This window comes from Burkholderia sp. AW33-5, assembly GCF_053427615.1.
In genome coordinates this window covers 722,144-741,328 of the sequence record NZ_JBSAXA010000001.1, presented here as the reverse complement: position 1 = coordinate 741,328, position 19,185 = coordinate 722,144, and the positions used below count along the sequence as shown (strand labels likewise).

Here is a 19,185-nt window from a genome sequence, read left to right as displayed (position 1 = left end):
CGGATACAAATTCTTACGATTCGAATTCCTCGATATACGGGACGCCGCCCCGCTCGAGGCCCGGGCGAATCGGCTCGTTCTTCAGCGCCTCGCGGTACGCCGACAGCACGGCCATGACCAGCAGTACTGCCGCGCTCGCGATCCAATGCATGTCCATCTTGCCGCTCCTTGCATCAATCAACTGGAACTTCAAGCTATCAGAAAAAAATCGGCAAATAATTGTGGCGGCGGCGAAACCGCTTTCAGACCGGAATAAAACCACCATCTGAAACACCGTCATTTCCCGGCGAGATTTTTTTATTCATTCGATCGAATTCTTGCGCATTACGATTGGACCATCCCCTTCATCCGTCGCAAGGAATCGAATCGCATGCAAGCTTTCAGCGGATCGTCTTTGACTGCGCCGCCCGTCGCCGACCACAAGGAACACGTGATCGACGCGATGCGCGGGTTCGCGGCGCTGCTCGTCGCCTATTTCCACTGCCGCCAGGTCCTCTGGGTCGGCATGCAGAGCTTCCATCACGCTTACGGTCATGCGCTGAACCCGAGCGTGATCGCCGGCTACCTGACCTTCCCGTTCGCGTGGGGCTCCGCCGGCGTGCCGATCTTCTTCGTGATCAGCGGCTACTGCATCCACCGCAACGCGGCGCTCAAGCTCGCGGCCAACCCCGCGTACCGGCTCGACGCGCCGAACTTCTGGGCGCGCCGCTTCGCGCGCATCTACCCGGTGCTGCTCGCCGCGCTGCTGTTCACGCTCGCGATGGACGCGGTCAGCCTGCAGATCGCGCCGGTCAGCCACAAGATCCGCGACGTCGGCCTCACCGCGTTCCTCGTGAACCTGTTCTCGCTGCAGGGTGTCGCCGGCTACACGTACGGGTCGAACGGCGCGCTGTGGACGCTGTCGCTCGAAGTGCAGTTCTATGCGATCTACCCGCTGCTGTTCGCGCTGCGCCGGCGCATCGGCATGCCGGCCATCGTGGCGGCCGTCGCGCTCGTCAACGTCGCGTCGGCGTGGCTGCTCGAACGGCACGACCTGCAGTTCTTCACGTCGTACTGGCTGTCCTGGACGGTCGGCGCGTGGATCGCCGACGTGCGCGCGCAGCCGGCGCGCGGCACGGCCGCCGTGCCGTCGCGCGCGTGGTATCTCGCGGCCGCCGCGCTGCTGGCCGCGGGCTGCGGCGCGTTCCATTTCGGCCAGTACGGCGCGTTCCAGCTGTGGGCGGCCGGCTTCGCGTGCTTCCTGTACCGCGCGCTCGCGTGCCCGCCGCGCCCGACGCCGCTGTTGCGCGTGCTCGGCTGGTTCGGCGACTTCAGCTACTCGCTGTACCTGATCCATCTGCCGCTGTTCGTCTGCCTCGGCTCGGTGCTGTTCCACTCCGAACTGCAACTGTCGATCTGGCCGTCGATCGCGTTCATGGCCGCCGCGATTCCGGTCGCCTACGTGTTCTACCGGCTGTTCGAACGCCCCGCGATGATGTGGTCGGCCAGCCTGAAGCCGACGCGCGCCGCCCGCGTCGTCGCACCGGCGCCCGAACGGGCTGTCTGATTGCGCCGTTACGGCGCTCCCGGCCCCCGCGCGACCTCAGGTCGCCCGGGGGCATTTTCATGGGCGTGACGCGGCGTCACGCGCCGCCTGGGCGGCTGCACTGCCGCCGCATCGCCCGCCCAAAAAAGCAGAACCCTCATGCAGCAAACCGCCGCATGAGGGCCCGTTTTCCCGGCGCATGGCGTCGATTCGCGCCGACGCGCCGCGCCTACCGCTTCTGCGCCTTCGCGGCCTTCGCCGTATCCGCGAGGATCTTCTCGACCCGTTCCACATAGGTCGCGGTGCCGAACCGGCGCACCGCGGTCGCCCGCCCGCTCGCGACGAGCCGCTCGCGCAGCGCGGCGTCGTGCTGCAGCCTGCCCAGCGCATCGGCCAGCGCGGTCGCGTTGCCCGGCTCGCACAGCAGCCCGTTTTCGCCGTCCTCGATGATCTCGACGACTCCGCCCGCGCGGGCCGCAACCACCGGCCGCCGTGCGAGCATCCCCTCGACGATCACGCGCCCGAACGGCTCCGGCGTGATCGACGTATGCGCGACCACGTCGACCGCCTTCATGCACGCGGCCACGTCGCGCTGGAAGCCGAGGAAGTGCACGCGATCGTCCATCCCGTGACGCGCGACGATCTCGTGCAGCTGCGCCGCGTATTCGTCCTCGCCGAACAGCGGCGCGCCGACCAGCACCACGTGCATGTCCGGCTGGCGAGCCGCTGCCTCCAGCAGCAGGTGCTGCCCCTTCCAGTGCGCGAGGCGGCTGAACGAGCCGACCAGCCATGCGTGCTCGGGCAGCCCGAAGCGCGCGCGCAGCGCGGCCTGGCTGGCCGTGTCCAGCGCGTCGAACGGTTCCGCCGAAATGCCGTTGAACACGACGTCGACGTGCTGCGGCGTGAAACCCGTCAGCGCACGGAATGCCTGCGCGGACGCGTCGGAGTTCGCGATCACGCGTGTGACGCCGAACCGCGCGCAGTACTTGATCGCCATCAGTTGCTTGCTGCCGAAATGGTCGCCGCTGACGATGTCGCGCAGGTGCCAGACCACCGGCTTGCGCGCGAGCCGCCCGGCCAGCGCCGCGACCACCATCGCGCGCTGCGTGTTCGCGTAGATCACCTCGGCGCGGCGTGCGCGCCGCGCGACGTCCCGCACGAGCGTGTAAAGCTGCTTCAACGCGCCGGCCGACACGCCGCCCTGCTTGCGCACGCCGGCGAGCGCGCCCTGGTCGAGCACGTCGACGCGCGCGCCGATCTCGTCAAGCGCCGCGCGGAACGGGCCATCGTCGAACAGCACCACGTCGGCGTTCGCGCGCATGTGCTTCATGATCTCCAGCAGCGACAGCTCCGCGCCGCCGAGCACGCCGCTCTGGTCCAGCACGAGCGTCGCCGGGCCGCGCGCGGGCGGCATCGGCGCGACGGCCGTGCCGCGCTGCGCGGTCGAGCCCGGCAGCGCCGCCTCCACGTAGTCGAGGAAGCGCCGCCGGAACGTGTCGGCGGAGAAGCGCTCCGCATTCGCGCGGCACGCGTGCGGCGTGAAGCGCTGCGGCGCGCGCTCGAAATCGTCGACCGCCGCGACGATCGCGTGCGGCGTCTGTTCGTCGAAGAACAGCCCGGTCGGATTCGCGTGCGCGCGCGGTTCGAGCACCGTCTCGAGCGCACCGCCCTTGCCGTAAGCGATCACGGGCGTGCCGCACGCCTGCGCCTCGACCACCGAGATCCCGAAATCCTCCTCGGCCGCGAACACGAACGCCTTCGCGCGCCGCATCCGGTCGTGCAGCACCGCGAACGGTTGATAACCCATGATCTCGACGTTCGGGCCGGCCTTCGCGCGGATCTTCTGCATCTCGGGGCCGTCGCCGATCACCACGAGCTTGCGCTCCGGCGTGCGCGAGAACGCTTCGACGATCAGGTCGATCTTCTTGTACGGCACCATCCGCGACGCGGTCAGGTAGAAATCGTCCTTCGCCTCGTTCAGCGAGAAGCCGTCGACGTCGACCGGCGGGAAGATCACCGCCGCGTCGCGGTGATACACCTTGCGGATGCGTCGCGCGATGAACGCGGAGTTCGCGACGAAGCCGTCGACCGCGTTCGCGGTGCGCGTGTCCCAGTTGCGGATGTAATGCAGGATCATCCGCGCGAGCAGCGACTTCGGCCCGTGCGTGAGGTTCGACTGTTCCAGATACTGGTGCTGCAGGTCCCACGCGTAGCGGATCGGCGAATGCACGTAGCTGATGTGCATCTGGTCCGGCCCGGTCAGCACGCCCTTCGCGACCGCATGGCTGCTGGAGATCACGAGATCGTAGTCCGACACGTCGAGCTGCTCGATCGCGAGCGGCATCAGCGGCAGGTAGCTGCGGTACTTGGTGCGCGCGAACGGCAGTTTCTGGATGAACGAGGTCGTCACCCGCTTGCCGCGCACGAACGCGCGATCGTCGAGAAAATCGACGAGGCTGAACAGGTCCGCGTCGGGAAAGCACGCGACGATCTGTTCGAGCACGCGCTCGGCGCCGGCGTACGTGACGAGCCAGTCGTGGACGATCGCCACGCGCAGCGGGCGCGACGCATCGCGTGCGCCCGCCTGCCCGGCCGGTTCGGTCCGGCGCAGCGCGGCGGTGTCGCCGGCTTCGGCCACGGCGGCATCGGCCGTGGCGAGGTTCAGGATGGCGTGTTCCGCCAGATCGCGATTCATACGGTTTTCCTCGCATTGAGACGGACGAACAGGTCGCGCACCAGCGCGCGCAGGGCCGGCGTCATCGTGAGCGACCACGCAAGGTTCAGCACCAGCACGACCGCGCAGAGGCCGATCGACTCGCCGAGCCCCGACCACGCCTGCGCGAGAAACAGGCTCGCGAGCAGGAAGGCGAGATGCGCGAGCATGTCGAGCACGATCGCGCGCATCCGGATCGCCGACAGGTAAAGCAGCACGCCGTAATCGACCAGCGCGCGGGTCGCAACGACCACCGCCGCGCCGATCAGCCCGAAGTGATGAATGCCGAACCACAGGCCGCCGACGAAGAACGGCATCTCGACGAGCCCGGCGAACGCCGCCCGGGCCGGATTGACCTGCGACTGGATCAGGATCCGCGTGACGCTCGCCTGGCCGACGAGCCAGACGCTGATCACCAGCACGCGCCCGACCGGCGCCGAATGCGCGGCGAGATCGGCGCCGACCCACAATGTGAGGAACGGTGCGAGCGCGAAGATCGCGACGATGCCGACCGGCGTGAACACGCCGTTCAGGAATTCGAGCGACTGGCGCGCGAGCGTGTCGGCATGGTCGCGGCCGACCGCCGACAGGCGCGGAAACAGCGTGCGCACCAGCGCGTTCGGCAGCATGTTCAGCCGCGTGACGAGGTTCTGCGGAACCGTGTAATAGGTGACGAACTTCGCGCCCATGCCGGCGCCGAGCATCACGCGGTCGAGCGTGTCGGCGACCATGCTCGTCGTGCTCGCGATCAGCATCCAGCCGCCGAAGTTGAACAGCCCTTTCGCGGTGCCCCACTGCGGCGGGTCGATGCGCCGGATCCCGAGCACCTTGATGCTTGCGTGACCGAGCATCACCGCCGCGATGAGCCGCGCGAGGACGGCCGCGGCCAGCACCGTCTGCAGGTTCGGCGCGATCCACCATGCGGCGCCGAGCGGCAGCAGCTGGAACAGGAACGTGCCGATCGTCTGGTTCGTGTTGAACACGCCGAACCGTTCGGCCCCGTTGATCGCGCCGGCAAATACCCACGACACGTTCGCGAGCGGAATCGCGAGCGCGAGCCACGGCAACGCGAGATACACCTCGTGCTGCATCGCCGCCGACACCTTCGTGAAATACGCGGTGTAGACGAACGCGCCGAAATAGATCAGCAGGCCGCCGACGATGCCGGTGCCGAGGTTCAGCCAGAACGCGCTCCAGAAGACCCGCGCGCTTTCGTCCGCGTTGCCGCTCGCAAGCGCCTTCGAGATGTGGTTCTGCGCGGCCATGCTCATCCCGAGATCGAGGATCCCGAAATAACCGATCAGCGTCCACACGAGGCTGACGACGCCGTAGCGTTCGACGCCCAGCGCGTGGATGTACGCGGGCACCGTCACCAGCGACACGAAGGTCGGCAGGATCAGCCCGATGAAGTTGATCGAAACGTTCTTGAGTATGCCTTTGTCCATGCTTCTGCCTTGTGTGACGCCAACGACGACGGCGCGCCGCCCGTCACGGTTTCCAGCGATACATCAGCACCTTGCCGCGCGCGTCTTCCTCGACGAACACCAGGTATTCGCCGTTCTCGCGCCGGAACGCGCTGATGCCGAACGGCACGTCGACCCAGCCCGACGCCTTGCCGACCTCCGCGCCCGGGCTCATCACGCCGACCTCCTTGCCGGTTTCCTTGTCGTACACGTGGATCTTGCCGACCGGCTCCACCGTGAAGATGTAGCGGCCTTCGACCGTGATGCCGATCAGGTCGAGGATCGGCTTCGCGTCGAGCTGCCACGGCAGCGCGACCGTGTAGCGCACCACCGGCGAGCCGGTCGACCACTTGTCGAAGCGCACCAGCACGCGGCCGACCTCCTTGTTGATGCCCGGCTGCGGCGGCGCATCGGCCGTGTAGCCCGTCACGTACAGCGTGTCCGTCTGCGGCTCGTAGATCGCGCGGCGCAGCTGCGTGAACGGCTGCGGCATCGGATAGGTCGTGACCTTGTCGTACGAGTAGATCGGGTTGCCAGCCTTGTCGACGCCGCCGTAGGCGAAGCGATGAATCCCGCGCACGTCGCTCGTGCGCCAGATGTCGCCCTTCGTGTCGACCCACCAGCCCCAGCCGCCCGCCTTTGCCTTGCCGGTCGTGTTGGTCGTGAATTCGTCCTCGTCGAGCCGGCCGTTGCCGTTCGCGTCGCGCCAGATCCAGTCGCCGCCCGGCGGCTTGTTCGGCACCTTGTCGACCGGCCGCGCGCGACCCGCGATCAGGCCCGACGGAATCGCGACCTCGCCGTCGCGCTTCGCGTCGAAGCGGTAGATCTTCAGGTGGTCGGCGTACATGTCGGTCAGGTACAGGAACGTGCGGCCGTCGACGCGCCGCGCGAACGGCATGCCGGGATACTGGTCCGTGTGGAACACGGGATCGTCGGGATACTTGAAGCGGTTCGACAGGAAGCCGGCGTATTTCCAGTCCTGGCCGGGCGGCTTCGACAAATCGAGCTCGAAGCGCTTGTTGCCCGTATAGACACTGTTCGGCCGCGCCGGGTCGAGCCACGCGCCGTCGACGAACAGCAGCCCCTGCACCTGCCAGCGCAGCTTGCCGTCCGGCGTATAGCTCTCGAGCACCGCGCCGAGCCCCGCGCCGATCGTGTCGTGACGCGGTCCGATGCCGTTCATCGACACGTACACGTTGCCCGCGCGATCGACGCCCACGCCCGTCAGCCCGTTGAAGCGCTGCGGCCCCGGACGGCCCGGCACCGGGCCCGCGAAGATTCCGCCGCGCTCGCCGAGCGTGCCCGACGGCGCATAGCCCTTGCCGCCTTTCGAGAAGATCAGCACCTGCTGCCGAGGCCCGTTGTCCGCGACCAGCACGCGCCCTTTCGCGTCGACCGCCACGTCCACCGCCTCGGTGCCGTCGGGCAGCGCGGGCGCGTCGTCGAGCTTGCGGCCGTCCGCGCGCACGTGCGCGAGGCGCGCGGGCCCGCCGATCGTATCGGTGAGCAGCCACAGCGTGCCGTCGCCGGCGAGCGCGATGCGGCCCGGCTCGTGCGCGCTCCAGGTGGCTTTCTTCTGCATCGTCTCGGCGTCGTACACGTCCACCGCGTCATGCGACGGATTCGTCGAGAACAGCGTCTTGTCGTCGGCCGCGAGGCCGCCGACTTCCGCCTTCGCCTCGCCCACTTCGGACCGGGCCGGGGCCGGCACCTCGTTGACCATCATGAAGCTGGCGGCCATGCGCGCGCGGCCGGCATCGGCGCGCCCGCCCGGCGCGACCTGCGGCGCGGCGCGGAACGGCGCCGGCTGCTTCATGTCGCCGATCGTGCGGCGCGAAATGCCGAACCACTGCTTACCCTTGTCCGGCCAGATGCCGGGCGACTGCAGATGGCCGCGCTCGTTGCCGACGCCGATCGCGACGTACGCATACTTGCCGTTCACCGCGACCGCGTTGCCGCCGAGGTTGCCCCAGCCGTGCGTGCCGCCGGCGAAGCCGAGCATCTTCCCGTCCTGGTAGACGCTCGCCTCGGCGCCGCTCTCGTCCCACGGCGCGTTCGTATACACCTTGCCGTCGGGCGTCACCGCGATCGCGCGGATGTCGATCTGCGTCCAGCTGCCGTCGCCATAGCCGAACGTGTTGCCGATCCACGACGTGGTCGCGGGCAACACGGTTTCAGCCGATGCGGCGCTCGCGGACAGCGCCGCGCATACCGTCATGCCAACCAGAATCAGACGTCGCAATGCGCTCTCCAGACTCGATGCGGAAGCGACCGGCGGCGCGGCATGCTGCCTGCACGCGATGCCCTGTCGCTAAATAGGTTTCAAACGTCGCGATGCAGGTTACAAGCAAAAATAATCACAAGAAATTTGGAAATATTTGGGGATGTTTCCACCTGAAATATCGAGCCGGAACAGCGAGAAATTGGCCCGGCAAAGCGGAAATATCGACCGCCTTTCATGCCGCGATCCGTAGAAAATGCCGTTCCGGCCCGCCCGCCGGGGCGCGCAGCCTGCAAACCTTTCATGTCGCGATTGAAACGACCGGCATTCGAATCTTTTCAGCCGGATAAATGACATGCGTTTTTTTGCCGATTTCTTTTCCCTAGAATCGATTTCGATTCAATATTTCATTTAAACGCATGCATTACGTTCACGCATCGGATGCGCGGCGCGCCACGGCATCGGCCGCGCGTCGCGAAGGAGCGGCGCGATGACGGGCATCTCGCGCACCGCCGACCTCGCCCCGCCGCAACACGGCCGCATCGTGCAGCTCGACGGGCTGCGCGCGATCGCCGTCGGCGCCGTGTTCCTGCAACATGCGCTGAAGGCGCCGCTATGGATGGGCGTCGACCTGTTCTTCGTGCTGAGCGGCCTGCTGATCACCGGCATCCTGCTCGATCGCAAGGCGCGCGGACAGTCGTACTTCAGCCACTTCTACGCGCGCCGCGTGCGCCGGATCCTGCCGCCGTACGTGCTGCTGCTGGTCGTGTCGACGCTGCTGTTCGGTGCGAGCTGGCTGCCGCACTGGCCGTGGTTCGCGTTCTTCTCGACCAACATCGGGCTGTCGCTCGGCAGCATCGGTCACGACAGCCTGAACGTGCTGTGGTCGCTCGCCGTCGAGGAGCAGTTCTACATCTTCTGGCCGTTCGTCGTGCTGTGGTGTTCGGAGCGTGCGCTGCTGTGGATCGCCGCCGCGCTGATCGTCGCGGCGCCCGTGCTGCGCGCGATCGCGACGCCGTGGTTCGATTCGTTCTGGCCGATCTATTACCTGACGCCGTTCCGGATGGACCTGCTCGCCGCGGGTGCGCTGCTCGCGATCGTGCTGCGCCGCGACCGGCGCGCGCTGGAGCCGTTCTATCCGCTCGCGATCCTCGGCGCGCTCGTGTCGCTCGCGATCCTCGGCTGGCTGCACCTGTCGTTCCCGCGTTTCCGCGCGGCGAACACGCCGCTGTCGAACGCCGCGCTCTACAGCGTCTCGCTGCTGCTGTGCACGTCGATCGTCGTGATCGCGCTGCGCGGACGCGGCCTCGTCCAGCGCGTGCTGACGAACCCGCTGCTCGTGTACGTCGGCACCGTCAGCTACACCGTCTACCTGATTCACCTGAGCGTGCTGTACGCGCTGTGGCCGCTGCACCTGAACCGCTTCGTCACGGCCGCGCTCGCCCTCGCCATCACGCTCGCGTACGCCACCGTGAGCTGGTACGGCTTCGAGCGGCGCCTGACGCGCGGCCCCGCACGCGCCACGGTGCCCGCCGCCGCGCGCACGACCGCCTGAATTTCTCAATCCATCGATTCGACCAGGACATTGCCATGAGCCAAACTCGCAAGAAGGCCATCATCACGGGGATCACCGGGCAGGACGGCGCCTACCTGACCAAGCTGCTGCTCGACAAGGGCTACGAGGTCACGGGCACCTACCGCCGCACCAGCTCGGTGAACTTCTGGCGCATCGCCGAGCTCGGCGTCGACACGCACCCGAACCTGTCGCTCGTCGAGCACGACCTGACGGATGCCGGCTCCAGCCTGCGGCTGCTCGAACGCACGCAGCCCGACGAGCTGTACAACCTGGCCGCGCAGAGCTTCGTCGGCGTGTCGTTCGATCAGCCGGCCACGACCGCCGAGGTCACCGGCATCGGCCCGCTGAACCTGCTCGAGGCAATCCGCGTGGTGAGCCCGAAGACGCGCTTCTACCAGGCATCGACGTCCGAGATGTTCGGCAAGGTGCAGGCGATTCCGCAGACGGAAACGACCGCGTTCTACCCGCGCAGCCCGTACGGCGTCGCGAAGCTGTACGCGCACTGGATGACCGTGAACTACCGCGAGTCCTACGACCTGTTCGGCTGCAGCGGCATCCTGTTCAACCACGAATCGCCGCTGCGCGGCCGCGAGTTCGTCACGCGCAAGATCACCGACACCGTCGCGAAGATCAAGCTCGGCAAGGCGACCAAACTCGAACTCGGCAACCTCGACGCCAAGCGCGACTGGGGCTTCGCGCTCGAATACGTCGAAGGGATGTGGCGGATGCTGCAGGTCGACGAGCCCGACACCTACGTGCTCGCGACCAACCGCACCGAGACCGTGCGCGACTTCGTGCAGATGGCGTTCGCGGCCGCCGGCTATCAGATCGAATGGACCGGCAAGGGCGAACAGGAACGCGGTCTCGACGCATCGAACGGCAACGTGCTCGTCGAAGTGAATCCGAAGTTCTACCGCCCTGCCGAAGTCGACCTGCTGATCGGCTGCGCGGACAAGGCCAAATCCAAGCTCGGCTGGGCGCCGGAAACGACGCTCGAGCAGCTTTGCCAGATGATGGTGGAAGCGGACCTGACGCGGAATCGTCACCATGACACGTACTGATGCCGGACGCGCGTCGCGCCGTGCGTTCGTCACGGGCCTGACGGGCTTCACCGGCCGCTACATGGCACAGCGCCTCGAGGCGGCCGGCTACGACGTGTGGGGCACCGTGGCGCCCGGCGCGGCGCGGCCGGACGACCCGGCATTCGCGAACTGCACGCTGCTGCCGGTCGACCTGCTCGACGCGCAAGCGATGCGCGCGGCGGCCGCCGATGCGCGGCCCGATGCGGTCGTGCATCTGGCTGCGCGTGCGCACGTCGCGCAGGACGAGCCGTCGCAGACTTACGCGGTCAACATCGTCGGCACGCGCAACCTGCTGGCCGCGCTCGCGGGCCTCGACCGCCGTCCGTCGGCGGTGCTGCTCGCCAGCAGCGCGAACATCTACGGCAATTCGACGGCCGGCGTGCTCGACGAAACCGTCGCCCCCGCCCCTGCAAACGACTATGCGGTCAGCAAGCTCGCGATGGAATACGCGGCGAAGCTATGGGCCGACCGCCTGCCGATCGTGATCGCGCGGCCGTTCAACTACACCGGCGTCGGCCAGGACGAGGCGTATCTGCTGCCGAAACTCGTGTCGCACTATGCGCGCAATGCGCCGCGCATCTCGCTCGGCAATCTCGACGTGAGCCGCGATTTCTCCGACGTGCGCGACGTGACAGCCGCCTATCTGAAGCTGCTCGAAGCCGCGCCGGCCGGCGAGACGTTCAACGTCTGCTCGGAGCGCGCGTATTCGCTGAAGGAAGTGCTGGCGATGCTGTCGCGGATCGCCGGCTACGTGATCGACGTGACGATCGATCCGCGTTTCGTGCGGCACAACGAGGTGAAACGACTGAGCGGGTCGCGCGACAAGCTGCGGCGCGCGGTGGGCGAGCTGCCCGTGACGCCGCTCGACGACACGCTGCGCTGGATGATGGAAGCGATGCGCGACGTGCCGCGGCCCGCGCAGGCCGGGCACGCCGGCTGATTCCGTCAGCGCGCGCGACGCAGGCCAAAAGAAAATGGGCCGCTCGATCCGATCGAGCGGCCCATCTCATGTCGGCCCTGAAACCTGCCGCCGCGCTCAGCCCTCGAGGCCGCGCGCGAGATCGTTGCGCAGATCGCCCGCGTTTTCCAGACCGACCGCGAGGCGGATCAGCCCTTCGGTGATCCCCGCGGCCGCACGCGCTTCCGGCGTGACGCGAGCATGCGTCGTCGTCGCCGGATGCGTGATCGTCGTGCGCGTGTCGCCGAGGTTGCCGGTGATCGAGATCAGCTTCGTGCCGTCGATCACGCGCCATGCATTCGCGCGCTGCTGCTCCGGCGTGTCGCCCTTCAGCTCGAACGACACGATCGCGCCGCCCGCCTTCTGCTGGCGCTTCGCGAGTTCGTGCTGCGGATGCGATTCGAGCCCCGGATAGAACACGCGCGCGACGGCCGGATGCGAATCGAGCCAGCGCGCGATTTCGAGCGCGTTCGCCGACTGCTTCTCGACGCGCAACGACAGCGTCTCCATCCCCTTCAGCAGCACCCACGCGTTGAACGCCGACAGCGTCGGCCCCGCGCTGCGCACGAACGGGAACACCTTGCCCATGATGAATTCCTTCGAGCCGACCAGCGCGCCGCCGAGCACGCGGCCCTGCCCGTCGAGGAACTTCGTCGCCGAGTGCATCACGACGTCCGCGCCGAGCTTCAGCGGCTGCTGCAGCACCGGGCTGCAGAAACAGTTATCGACGACGAACAGCGCGTTCGCGGCCTTCGCGATCTTGCCGATCGCCTCGATGTCGGCGAGTTCGGTCAGCGGGTTCGACGGCGTTTCGAGGAAGAACATCTTCGTCTCGGGCCGCACCGCTTCCTGCCATGCGTTCAGGTCGGTGGGATCGACGAAGGTCGTCGTGATGCCGAACTTGCTGAAGATCTGCGAGAACATCCCGAGCGTCGAGCCGAACAGGCTGCGCGAGCTGACGAGGTGATCGCCCGCCTGCAGCGCGGACATCACGACCGACATGATCGCGGCCATGCCCGACGCCGTCGCGATGCAGGCCTCGCCGCCTTCGAGCGCGGCGAGACGATCCTGGAACATGGTGACGGTCGGGTTCGTGAAGCGCGAATAAGTGAAATAGTCTTCCGAATTCGCGAAGCGCTCGGCCGCCTCGGCCGCGCTCGTGAAGCAGAAGCTCGACGTGAGGAACAGCGCTTCCGAATGCTCGTTGAAGTTGCTGCGCAGCGTGCCCGCGCGCACGGCGAGCGTGTCGAAGTTGAGGGAGTCGTCCATGTTCCGTTTTCCGTATTCGAGGGTCGCGCCGCGGGTCATGCATCGGGCGCGCACCCAGCCACAAAATCAGGCCAAAACAAAAAGCCCGCTATGCGTCGGCATCAGCGGGCTTCGGTGCGGTACGACAGCGATCGACTCGGGCCGGCTGCCGCCGGCCTTCGCTTTAGCTGTTTTGGGAAGTCGCCCCGCGTCCGCAAGCTGAATCAAATCGACGCAAGGCCACATCCTATCACGCTTCGTCGGAAGCGCGCGCCGGCATCACTCGACCGACAGTTGCAGGTTCATCTGCGAACGCGCGGTATCGCCGGCCGTGTCGCGATCGGCCTGCGACGCCGGTGCGAGACGCGCGCGCTCGATCGCATCGAGATACTCGGGCGTCACGGCGCCGGTGATGTAGTTGCCGTCGAAGCACGACGCCTCGAAGCGCTCGAGCTTCGGGTTGATGTCGCGCACCGCGCGGCGCAGGTCGTCGACGTCCTGATAGATCAGGTAGTCGGCGCCGATGATCTTCGCGACTTCATCGTCGGTGCGGCCGTGGGCGACCAGCTCGCCGCGCGTCGGCATGTCGATGCCGTACACGTTCGGGAACTTCACGGGCGGTGCCGCCGACGCGAAGATCACCGACTTCGCGCCCGCATCGCGCGCCATCTGCACGATCTCGTGCGAGGTCGTGCCGCGCACGATCGAATCGTCGACGATCAGCACGTTCTTGTCCTTGAACTCGATGCTCATCGCATTGAGCTTCTGGCGCACCGACTTCTTGCGCACGGCCTGGCCCGGCATGATGAAGGTGCGGCCGACGTAGCGGTTCTTGAAGAAGCCTTCGCGATACTCGACGCCGAGCTTCGCGGCGACCTGCATCGCGGCCGGACGCGACGAATCGGGAATCGGCATCACGACGTCGATCGGCACGTTCGGCAGCTCGCGCTTGATCTTCTCGGCGAGGTAATCGCCCATGCGCAGGCGCACGTTGTAGACGGGCACGCCGTCGAGGCACGAATCCGGACGCGCGAGATACACGTATTCGAACATGCACGGATTCAGCGTCGGGTGCTCCGCGCACTGCTGGCTGTGGAAGTTGCCGGCCTTGTCGATGAAGATCGCTTCGCCCGGCTGCACGTCGCGCACGAATTCGAAGCCGATGCCTTCGACCGCCACCGACTCCGACGCGACCATCCACTCGGTGCCGTGTTCGGTCTCGAGCTTGCCGATGCAGAGCGGGCGGATGCCGAACGGATCGCGGAACGCGAGCAGGCCGTAGCCGGCGATCAGCGACACGATCGCGTACGAGCCCTGCAGGCGGCGATGCACGCCCGCGACCGCCTTGAACACCGCGGCCGGATCGAGCTCGAGGCCCGTCGTCGACAGCTGCAGCTCGTGCGCGAACACGTTGAGCAGCACTTCGCTGTCGGAATTGGTGTTGATGTGCCGGCGGTCGATCCGGAACATCTCGTCCTTCAGCTGTTCCCAGTTCGTCAGGTTGCCGTTGTGCGCGAGGATGATCCCGAACGGCGCGTTCACGTAGAACGGCTGCGCCTCGGCTTCGCTCGACGCCGAGCCGGCCGTCGGATAACGGACCTGGCCGATGCCGAAGGTGCCGGGCAGGCTGCGCATGTTGCGCGTGCGGAACACGTCGCGCACCATGCCGTTCGCCTTGTACATGTGGAAATTGCTGCCGTCCGCCGTCGCGATGCCCGCTGCGTCCTGACCGCGATGCTGCAGCAGCAGCAGGCTGTCATAGATCAGCTGATTGACCGGGGATTGGGAGATAACACCTACGATGCCGCACATGGCATGTCCTTCAAGATGACAAAATCGGTTCCGTCCTGCCCAGCCGCGTCGTCACACGCGCACATACTGGGCCATGCCGTCGGGCAGGAGCTGCTTCAGCTCGTGCACGCCCTGTTCGGCGAAAGGACGCAATAGCGCATTGCGCCAGAAATCCTGTTTGGGCAATTCGGTCAGCCCGGCCGCCGCGACCAGCAGCACCACCAGCACGCAGCCGCGGACGAGCCCGAACATCATGCCCAGCGAGCGATCGACTCCGCCGAGGCCCGTCGCCTGCGCGATCCGCGACAACAGCGCGTTCGCGACACCCGCGACGAACACCACGCCGATCACGATCAGCGCGAACGCCAGCACCCACTGTGTCAGCGCGCCGCCCGGCCAGTTCGCCGGGATATACGGCACGACCAGTCCGACATAGCGGGCCGCGATCGCAATCGCCGCGATCCAGCCGATCAGCCCGAAAATCTCCGAGACGAAACCGCGCCATGCGCCACGCAGCGCAGACAACGCGATCACCGCCAATACAGCGTAGTCGAAAGCCGTCAGCATCGCACGTTACTGCGTGAGTCCGGCTTCGCGCACCTTCGCGATCGCGGCGGACGCCGCCGCGCGATCCGCGAACGGGCCGGCACGCAGCAGTGTAGCCGTGCTGCCATCCGCCTGCTTGCGATGTTCGACATATGCGGGCACACCCGCCGATTTCAACTTGGTGGCCCACGAACGGGCCGTTGCGTCGTCCTTGAACGAACCGAGCTGCACCGCGAAGCGCGCACCGGCCGGCGATGCCGGCGACGATGCGTCGCCGCTGTCGGCCGCGGCATCCGCGTTCGCGACCGTCGCGGGCGCCGGTTTCGGCGCGGCCGGCTTCGGTGCGGGTGCGGCCGTGGCCGGCTTCGCAGCGGGCTTCGGCGGCGTCACGCTCGCCGTGGTCGTCGGGGTCGTGGTATCGGGCTTCGCGGCCGGCTTGGCCGCGGGCGCGGGCACGGCCGCCACGGCGACATCGGATGCCGGCGGTTCGTCGTGCGCGACGCCCGCCTGCACGTCGGACGCGTCGTCGTCGCGCGGTGCCACCGCCTGATGCGCGGGCCGGTTCGGGATGTCGATCGCGATGTCGTCCGTCACCGGCTTCGGGTGCGAATCGAGCACCATCGGCAGCACGATCACCGCGGCGACGACGAGCGCGATCGCGCCGACGAGCCGCCGGCGGGCGCGTTGCTTTTCTGGAAGGGTCGGATCGAGGAGCAGTGCGTCCGATTCCGGACGCTCGGTGCGGCGCGTGCGTCGCTCGACGCGTTCAGTGCGCTCCGTGCGCACGTTCCGGGAGGCCCCGGTACGACCGCCGCGCCGCGGGGGCGCGTCGTCGTCTTTCTTGCCGAACGAGAAAATTCCCATGAATGGCTGAGTCCGAAACTGCCCGTCAGTCAGTGTTGCTGCGATTTCCGGTAGGCCATCACACCTGCCACCGTATGGAAACTGCCGAAAACCACGATTCTATCATTCTCGGATGCTCTTTTTAGTGCATCGCGAAACGCTTCGGCGGGCGACGCGAACCGCGTCACGCTCGAATCGGCCCCCTCCTCCACGCCGGCCTTGCGCAGCGCGGCTTCGAGCTGCTCCGCGCTCGCCGCGCGCGGCAGCGGCAGGTCGGTCACGCACCAGTGGTCGATCTCGCCCTTCAGATGCTGCAACACGCCGTCGATGTCCTTGTCGTGCATCGCGCCGAACACCGCGTAGGTGTACGGGAAGAAGCCCATGTTGCCGAGATTCTGCTCGAGCACGGCCGCCGCATGCGGGTTGTGCGCGACGTCCAGCACGATCGCCGGCTTGCCGGGCAGCACCTGGAAGCGTCCCGGCAGTTCGACGTTGGCGAGCCCGAGCCGGATGTCCTGCGCGGACACCGGCAGCACCGGGCGCAGCGCCTCGAGCGCGGCCAGCGCGGCCGATGCATTGATCAGCTGATTCGCACCGCGCAGCGCCGGATACGCGAGCGCCGGATAGCGTTTCTCGCGACCGAGGTAGCTCCATTGCTGGCGCTCGGCGCCCGGCTGCGCTTCGTAGCGGAAATCGCGACCGACCAGCCACAGGTCGGCGCCGATCGCTTCGGCATGCTCGACCAGCGTGTTCGGCACCGCGGGATCGCCGCAGATCGCCGGCTTGCCCGCGCGGAAGATCCCCGCTTTCTCGAATGCGATCTTCTCGCGCGTGTCGCCGAGGTATTCGGTGTGGTCGATGTCGATGCTCGTGACGATCGCGCAATCGGTATCGATGATGTTGACCGCATCGAGCCGACCGCCGAGGCCGACTTCGAGGATCACCGCGTCGAGCCCGCGCGACGCGAACAGGTGCAGGATCGCGAGCGTCGTGAATTCGAAGTACGTGAGCGACACCGGCTCGGGCAGCGACGTGCGCGCCGCCTCGACGGCTTCGAAGTGCGGCAGCAGCTCGGCGTCGCTCACCTGCTGGCCGTTCACGCGCGCGCGCTCGCCGAATTCGAGCAGGTGCGGCGACGTGTGGCAACCGACCTTGTAGCCCGCATGAACGAGGATCGCCTCGAGGAACGCGCAGGTCGAACCCTTGCCGTTCGTGCCGCCGACCGTGATCACGGGGCACGCGAATTCGAGCTGCAACGCCGCCTTGACCTGCCCGATGCGGGTGAGGCCCATGTCGATGCCGACCGGGTGCGCGCGTTCGAGATGCGAAAGCCACGCGTCGAGAGTGGGAAAAGTGCTCATCGGATCAAATCTGAATCGGTACCGCCACTACGCCAAAAAACGAAACGCGCCGCCCGGCGGTTCAGCCGGGCGACGCGCGCAGTTCACAACGCCGCGCCAATCAGGCCAGCGCGTCGGCCGGCTGTCGCTGCAGCAGCGCGAGCAATTGCGCGATCTCGTCGCGCATCTTGCGGCGGTCGACGATCATGTCGATCGCGCCCGTCTTCAGCAGGAATTCCGCGCGCTGGAAGCCTTCCGGCAGTTTCTCGCGAACCGTCTGCTCGATCACGCGCGGGCCGGCGAAGCCGATCAGCGCCTTCGGCTCGGCGATCACGACGTCGCCGAGGAACGCGAAGCTCGCCGATACGCCGCCCATCGTCGGGTCGGTCAGCACCGAGATGAACGGCAGCTTGGCTTCGGCCAGCTTGGTCAGCATCGCGGTGGTCTTGGCCATCTGCATCAGCGACAGCAGGCTTTCCTGCATCCGCGCGCCGCCCGACGCCGTGAAGCAGATGAACGGCACCTGCTGCTCCAGCGCATTCTGCGCGCCGCGTGCGAAGCGCTCGCCCACGACCGAGCCCATCGAGCCGCCCATGAACGAGAATTCGAAGCAGGCCGCGACGACGGGCAGCGTGTGGATCGCGCCGCCCATCACGACCATCGCGTCGGTCTCGCCCGTTTCGTCCATCGCTTCCTTCAGACGATCGGGATACTTGCGGCTGTCCTTGAACTTCAGCGAGTCGACCGGCACGATTTCCTGGCCGATTTCATAGCGGCCTTCCGGATCGAGCAGCCCGTCGAGACGCTCGCGCGCACCGATGCGCATGTGGTGATCGCACTTCGGGCACACGTGCAGGTTCGCGTCCACGTCGTTGCGGTACAGCACGGCCTCGCAGGACGGGCACTTGACCCACAGGCCTTCCGGAATGCCCTTGCGGCTTTTCGGGTCGGTCTGCTTGATCTTCGGCGGCAACAGTTTGTCGAGCCAGCTCATCGTATGGTTTCCTGTTCCGTGGCGGGGCGGGCCGACCGGCCCGTTCCCGCTTCCTGTGTTGTGTTTATCGCGCCGTCTTGCCGGCGCCGTCCAGGGCGGCGCGCAGCTCGGCGATGAAAGTCTTCAGCGCGGCGGCGGCGCCTTCCGGCGCGGCGCTCTCGAGCAGCTGCACCAGGCGGCTGCCGATCACGACGGCGTCCGACACTTCGGCCACCGCGCGCGCCGTTTCGGCGTCGCGGATGCCGAAGCCGACGCCCACCGGAACCGGCACGCGCGACTTGATGGCCGGGATTTTACCCGCAATGCTCGAAACATCCAGATTTCCGGCGCCGGTCACGCCCTTGAGCGACACGTAGTACACGTAGCCGCTCGCGATCTTGCCCACGTCGGCGATGCGTTCGTCGGTCGACGTCGGCGCGAGCAGGAAGATCGGATCGATCTGCACGGCACGCATTTTCTCGGCGAACACGCCCGCTTCCTCGGGCGGATAGTCGACGACGAGCACGCCGTCGACGCCGGCCGCCTGCGCTTCGGTCGCGAACGTGTCGACGCCCATCCGCTCGATCGGGTTCGCATAACCCATCAGCACGACGGGGGTTTTCCGGTCGGTCTCGCGGAAGCGCTTCACGTCGGCGAGCACGCTCTTCAGCGTGACGCCGCGCGCGAGCGCGCGCTCCGACGAGCGCTGGATCACCGGGCCGTCGGCCATCGGGTCCGAGAACGGCACGCCGAGCTCGATGACGTCGGCGCCCCCTTCGGCGAGCGCGTGCATGAATTCGACGGTCTTCGCGGGATCGGGATCGCCGGCCGTGATGAACGGGATCAGGCCCTTGCGGCCTTGTTCGGCGAGTGCGGCGAAGGTCTGCTGGATACGGGAGGACATGG

Annotated in this window: 16 protein-coding genes; 4 read left to right on the top strand and 12 right to left on the bottom strand. The window is 67.2% G+C overall.

All coding sequences use genetic code 11. The features are described 5' to 3' along the window. Window positions 1-13: 13 nt before the first annotated feature. Complete coding sequence (locus tag ACV22V_RS03430; protein ID WP_006479318.1) at window positions 14-157, bottom strand: hypothetical protein; 144 nt, start codon at window positions 155-157, stop codon at window positions 14-16. A 213-nt stretch (window positions 158-370) separates the two neighbouring features. On the opposite strand from ACV22V_RS03430, the gene ACV22V_RS03425 reads away from it, so the two are divergent. Continuing rightward, window positions 371-1,546 carry an acyltransferase family protein gene (locus ACV22V_RS03425; RefSeq protein ID WP_448012982.1) on the top strand — a complete coding sequence of 392 codons (1,176 nt, stop codon included), beginning with the start codon at window positions 371-373 and terminating at the stop codon, window positions 1,544-1,546. Window positions 1,547-1,754: 208 nt separating this feature from the next. Here the strand turns inward: ACV22V_RS03425 and ACV22V_RS03420 are convergent, their stop codons facing one another. From ACV22V_RS03420 to ACV22V_RS03405, 4 genes are all read right to left on the bottom strand, one after another. Beyond that, window positions 1,755-4,220: a glycosyltransferase family 4 protein gene (locus tag ACV22V_RS03420; protein ID WP_448012980.1), complete on the bottom strand. Its 2,466-nt coding sequence runs from the start codon at window positions 4,218-4,220 to the stop codon at window positions 1,755-1,757. Then, window positions 4,217-5,683: a flippase gene (locus ACV22V_RS03415; protein WP_448012979.1), complete on the bottom strand. Its 1,467-nt coding sequence runs from the start codon at window positions 5,681-5,683 to the stop codon at window positions 4,217-4,219. The genes ACV22V_RS03420 and ACV22V_RS03415 overlap by 4 nt, the downstream gene beginning before the upstream one ends. 43 nt (window positions 5,684-5,726) lie before the next feature. Next, window positions 5,727-7,919, bottom strand: a complete 2,193-nt coding sequence (locus tag ACV22V_RS03410) for a hypothetical protein (protein ID WP_448013020.1) — start codon at window positions 7,917-7,919, stop codon at window positions 5,727-5,729. 104 nt (window positions 7,920-8,023) lie between these two features. Continuing rightward, window positions 8,024-8,227, bottom strand: a complete 204-nt coding sequence (locus tag ACV22V_RS03405) for a hypothetical protein (RefSeq protein WP_448012977.1) — start codon at window positions 8,225-8,227, stop codon at window positions 8,024-8,026. A gap of 185 nt (window positions 8,228-8,412) precedes the next feature. Between ACV22V_RS03405 and ACV22V_RS03400 the strand changes: the two genes are divergently transcribed. From ACV22V_RS03400 to ACV22V_RS03390, 3 genes are read left to right on the top strand one after another with little or no spacing between them, the layout of a single operon-like run. Next, window positions 8,413-9,477 carry an acyltransferase family protein gene (locus tag ACV22V_RS03400; protein ID WP_448012976.1) on the top strand — a complete coding sequence of 355 codons (1,065 nt, stop codon included), beginning with the start codon at window positions 8,413-8,415 and terminating at the stop codon, window positions 9,475-9,477. A 35-nt stretch (window positions 9,478-9,512) separates the two neighbouring features. After that, entirely contained in the window at window positions 9,513-10,559 is a 1,047-nt protein-coding gene (gene gmd / locus ACV22V_RS03395; RefSeq protein ID WP_059524769.1) for a GDP-mannose 4,6-dehydratase, read from the top strand. Continuing rightward, window positions 10,546-11,520 (top strand): NAD-dependent epimerase/dehydratase family protein, encoded by a 975-nt coding sequence (locus ACV22V_RS03390; RefSeq protein ID WP_448012974.1) that lies wholly within the window; start codon window positions 10,546-10,548, stop codon window positions 11,518-11,520. The genes gmd and ACV22V_RS03390 overlap by 14 nt, the downstream gene beginning before the upstream one ends. Window positions 11,521-11,616: 96 nt before the next feature. Here ACV22V_RS03390 and ACV22V_RS03385 read toward each other — a convergent pair whose 3' ends face one another. The 7 genes from ACV22V_RS03385 to trpA all read right to left on the bottom strand — a co-directional run bounded on the left by ACV22V_RS03385 (window position 11,617) and on the right by trpA (window position 19,183). Continuing rightward, the gene (locus ACV22V_RS03385; protein WP_059525647.1) at window positions 11,617-12,807 is read right to left on the bottom strand and encodes an O-succinylhomoserine sulfhydrylase; all 1,191 of its coding nucleotides are present in this window, start codon (window positions 12,805-12,807) and stop codon (window positions 11,617-11,619) included. Between the two features lie 258 nt (window positions 12,808-13,065). Continuing rightward, window positions 13,066-14,598 carry an amidophosphoribosyltransferase gene (gene purF, locus ACV22V_RS03380; RefSeq protein WP_059524765.1) on the bottom strand — a complete coding sequence of 511 codons (1,533 nt, stop codon included), beginning with the start codon at window positions 14,596-14,598 and terminating at the stop codon, window positions 13,066-13,068. A gap of 51 nt (window positions 14,599-14,649) precedes the next feature. After that, a complete protein-coding gene (locus ACV22V_RS03375) occupies window positions 14,650-15,144 on the bottom strand; it encodes a CvpA family protein (RefSeq protein WP_059524763.1) in 495 nt (164 codons plus the stop codon). Window positions 15,145-15,150: 6 nt separating this feature from the next. After that, window positions 15,151-15,987, bottom strand: a complete 837-nt coding sequence (locus ACV22V_RS03370) for an SPOR domain-containing protein (RefSeq protein ID WP_448012971.1) — start codon at window positions 15,985-15,987, stop codon at window positions 15,151-15,153. Window positions 15,988-16,016: 29 nt separating this feature from the next. After that, the gene (gene folC / locus ACV22V_RS03365) at window positions 16,017-17,327 is read right to left on the bottom strand and encodes a bifunctional tetrahydrofolate synthase/dihydrofolate synthase (RefSeq protein WP_175915662.1); all 1,311 of its coding nucleotides are present in this window, start codon (window positions 17,325-17,327) and stop codon (window positions 16,017-16,019) included. A gap of 100 nt (window positions 17,328-17,427) precedes the next feature. Further along, window positions 17,428-18,300 carry an acetyl-CoA carboxylase, carboxyltransferase subunit beta gene (gene accD, locus ACV22V_RS03360; RefSeq protein WP_044843820.1) on the bottom strand — a complete coding sequence of 291 codons (873 nt, stop codon included), beginning with the start codon at window positions 18,298-18,300 and terminating at the stop codon, window positions 17,428-17,430. A 64-nt stretch (window positions 18,301-18,364) separates the two neighbouring features. Beyond that, window positions 18,365-19,183, bottom strand: coding sequence for a tryptophan synthase subunit alpha (trpA, locus tag ACV22V_RS03355; RefSeq protein ID WP_059524757.1), 819 nt, complete (start codon window positions 19,181-19,183; stop codon window positions 18,365-18,367). Window positions 19,184-19,185: the final 2 nt, after the last annotated feature.